Genomic DNA, 3,804 nt, shown 5'->3' with positions numbered 1-3,804 from the left:
CAGCCGCCACAGGCTGCGCAGGTGCCACACGAGCGGCCGCAACCCCTTGCGGCTGGCGCGCTGGGCCGCATGTTCGATCTGCACGGGCGCGCGCGCGAGCGCCCAGCCCGCCAGCCGCAGGCGCAGACTCAGGTCCACGTCCTCGCAATACATGTGGTAGCGCTCGTCAAAGCCCCCCACCGCTTCCCAGACCGCGCGCGGCAGCACCAGGCAGGCCGCGTTCACCCAGTCCACGCGCGCCTCGGCGCGCCCCAGCACGCGCCGGCGCCACAGCGCCGCGGGCGTGGGCAGGGCGCGCTCGCTGTCCTGCACCCGGCCCGCGCCGTCGAGCTGCACCGGGTAGGCACAGCCCACGCCCGGCCGGCGCGCCGCTGCCACCAGGGCGGCCAGCGGATCCGCCCCGGGCAGGAGCCGCACGTCCGGGTTCAGGATGCACACGAAGGGCTCGGCCCCGCCCGCCAGCGCCCGGTTGTGGTTGGCGCCGAAGCCCAGCGGGCGCGCGTTGCGGCGCAGCTCCAGCGCGAAGGGCCAGGCGGCGCCTTCGGCGGCCTCCGCCGGCGCCGGCTCGCCGGGCAGGTTGAGCGTCAGCACCACCCGCGCCACGCTGCCGGCGCAGTGCCGCGCCAGGTCGCGCAGCAGCGCGCGCACGAGGTCACCGTGCCCGTGGCTGACCACGGACACCACCAGGCCATCGCGCACGGGTTCGGCGGCTTGTTGCATCGCCCCGCATTGTCGCCGCAGCGCCCGCCGCCGAGGCCGGTCGCTCGGCCGATAATTCCCGGATGACACAGAACATCGAGGACCTGCACGTCTACCTGCGCAGCATCCGCCCCGGCGAGCGCACCTCGCTGTCGGTGCTGGCCGGCCTCGTCCACGAGGGCGCGACCGTGCTCGACCTCGGCTGCGGCAGCGGCGCCCTGGGCCAGTACCTGAAGGAGACGCGCGGCTGCACCAGCGACGGCCTGACCTGGAGCGAGGCCGAGGCCGCGCACGCCCGGCCGCACTACCGCCACGTGGTGGTCGCCGACCTGGAGGCCTGCGACCTGCTGGCCGCCTTCGACGCGCAGCACTACGACTACGTCGTCTGCGCCGACGTGCTGGAGCACCTGCGCGCGCCCGAGCGCGTGCTGGCGGCCTGCCGCGAACTCCTTCGGCCCGGCACCGGGCAGCTGCTCGTGTCCGTGCCCAACGCGGGCTATGCCGGCCTGGTGGCCGAGCTGCTGCAAGGCGAGTTCCGCTACCGCGAGGAAGGGCTGCTCGACCGCACCCACCTGCGCTTCTTCACGCGGCGCTCGCTCGCGCGCTTCCTGGGCGAGCAGCGCTGGGCGCTGCGGCAGATCGACACCATCCGCCGCGAGCTGCCCGAATCCGAATTCCAGGCCCGCTTCGACGAGCTGCCGCCGGCCGTGGCGCGCTACCTGCTGGCCGCGCCGGACGCGCTCGCCTACCAGTTCATCGGCGCCGCCCAGCCGGTGGCCCATGCCGTCAGCGCCCCTCGGGAAGGCGCGCCCGACCCCGAGCCCGCCCACGCCCTGTTCACCGCACAGCTGTACGTGGCGCGCGGCCAGGGCTACACGGAAGACGGAAAGCGCAGCGCCACCGGCCAGATCGGCCGCGAGCGGCAGACGCTGCGCTTCGAGCTGCCCGCGGGCGACGCGCCCCTCACCGCCATCCGACTCGACCCGGCCGACCGGCCCGGCTTTTTTCACCTGCACGCGCTGCGCCTGCTCGACGGCGCGGGCCAGCCACTGTGGCAATGGTCGGCGCTCCAGGCGGAGCGCTCCCTGCTGGCCACCACGGCGCACCAGCAGATCGTCTGGCACGCGCCCGCCGCCTCGCCCACGCTGCTGCTGCTCACTGGCGACGACCCCTGGTTCGAGCTGCCCGCCCCCGCCGACGCGCTGGCGCAGGCGGCGGTGCTGGAGGCCGAGGTCGGCTGGCCCATGTCGGCCGACTACCTGGCGCTGTCGGCCAGCGTCCAGCCGCTGCACGACCGCATCGGCCAGCTGCTGGAGCGCCAACAACATATGGACAACCTCGCGCGCGCACTGGAGGAAAGTCGCGCACAGGCCCAGCGTCTGCAGGCCCAGAGCGACGGCTTCCAGAGCGAGGCCGCCCAGCTGCAGCGCAACGCCACCCAGCTGCAGCACGAGCTGACGCGGTTGCAAAGCGACTATGGCGAGCTGGCGGCCCACCTGAAGGCCATCGAGAGCTCCACCGTCTTTCGCGCCACCCGCCCGCTCGTGCACGCCAAGATGACTCTCGACCGCCTGCTCGGCCGCACCCCGAAGCACCTGCGCGCCGCCGCCCGCCCCGCGCCCCGGCCCCTGCAGCCGCCCGACCAACCCGTGGACATCATCGTCCCCGTCTACCGCGGTCTGGAAGACACGCGCCTGTGCATCGAGTCCGTGCTCGCCGCCCCGGTGCGCACGCCTTGGCGCCTGATCGTCATCAACGACTGCAGCCCCGAGCCGGAAGTCACGGCCTGGCTGCGCGAGCGCGCCGCCCAGGACAGCCGCATCACCCTGCTGGAGAACGAGGACAACCTCGGCTTCGTCGGCACCGTCAACCGCGGCATGGCGCTCTCGCAGGCCAACGACGTGCTGCTGCTCAACAGCGACACCGAGGTCGCCAACGACTGGCTCGACCGCATCCGCGCCGCCGCCTATGGCGATGCGCGCGTCGCCAGCGTCACGCCCCTGTCGACCAACGCCACCATCTGCAGCTACCCGCGCTTTTGCGAGGACAACCCCCTGCCCCCCGGCTGGGACACGGCCCGCCTGGACGCGCTGGCCGCCGCCACCCTCCCCGGCGCCGTGGTGGACGTGCCCACCGGCGTGGGCTTTTGCATGTACATCCGCCGCGACTGCCTGGAGGCGGTCGGCCTGTTCGATACGGAGAACTTCGGCAAGGGCTACGGCGAGGAAAACGACTTCTGCCAGCGCGCCGCCCGCGCCGGCTGGCGCAACCTGCACCTGCTCGACACCTTCGTGCTGCACACCGGCGGCGTGAGTTTCGGCGACGCCAAGAGCCCGCGCGAGCGCGCCGCCATGCAGACGCTGGCGCGGCTGCACCCGAACTACGCGCGCGACGTCCACGCCTTCGTCCAGGAAGACCCGGCCCGGCCCTTCCGCCTGGCGCTGGACGCCGCCCGCATCCAGAGCGATGGCCCGCCGGTGGTGCTGGCCGTGCTGCACGACCGCGCCGGCGGCACCGTGCGCCACGTGCGCGAGCTGGCCGAGCACCTGCGCGGCCGGGCGCAGTTCCTGACGCTCTCGCCCGCCCCCGGCCAGAGCGTGCTGCTGCGCATGGCGGACGAGGGCGAAGCCTTTGCGCTCAGCTTTCGCCTGGCCGACCAGTGGGACGAGCTGCTGGACGTGCTGCGCGCGCTCGGCGTGTGCCACGTCCACTACCACCACCTGCTCGGCCACGGCCAGCAGGTGCGCGAGCTGCCGGCGCTGCTGGACGTGCCCTACGACTTCACGGCGCACGACTACTTCAGCTACTGCACCCACATCACCCTCACCGGCGACGACGGCCGCTACGCGGGCGAGCCCGCGCTGGGCCAATGCGCCTGCTGCGCCCCTGCCATGGCCGCGCCGCAGTCGCTGCCCGGCGTGCGCACCGTGGCCGAATGGCGCGGCGCCAACGCCCGGCTGCTGGCGGGCGCGCGCCACGTGCTCGCCCCCAGCCGCGACGCCGCCCGGCGCATCGCCGCCTTCGCCCCGGCCGCGCGCGTGCGCGCCGTACCGCACACCGACATCGTCCCCGGCGCTGCCCTGCCCGAACCCGCCCCGCGGCCGC

The 3,804-nt window shown here is 74.3% G+C and carries 2 protein-coding genes; one reads left to right on the top strand and one right to left on the bottom strand.

Annotated features, from left to right (window positions below; all coding sequences use genetic code 11):
• Positions 1-720: glycosyltransferase (locus tag A612_RS04465; RefSeq protein ID WP_019373345.1), on the bottom strand; the 720-nt coding region annotated here is incomplete at its 3' end.
• Between the two features lie 62 nt (positions 721-782).
• On the opposite strand from A612_RS04465, the gene A612_RS04460 reads away from it, so the two are divergent.
• Positions 783-3,804: methyltransferase domain-containing protein (locus tag A612_RS04460; RefSeq protein ID WP_019373344.1), on the top strand; the 3,022-nt coding region annotated here is incomplete at its 3' end.

The sequence above is a fragment of the Melaminivora alkalimesophila genome, from assembly GCF_000282995.1.
Taxonomy (GTDB): Bacteria; Pseudomonadota; Gammaproteobacteria; order Burkholderiales; family Burkholderiaceae_C; genus Melaminivora; species Melaminivora alkalimesophila.
The sequence above is the reverse complement of the archived record's forward strand: the minus strand, read 5'-3'. Positions and strand labels throughout refer to the sequence as shown.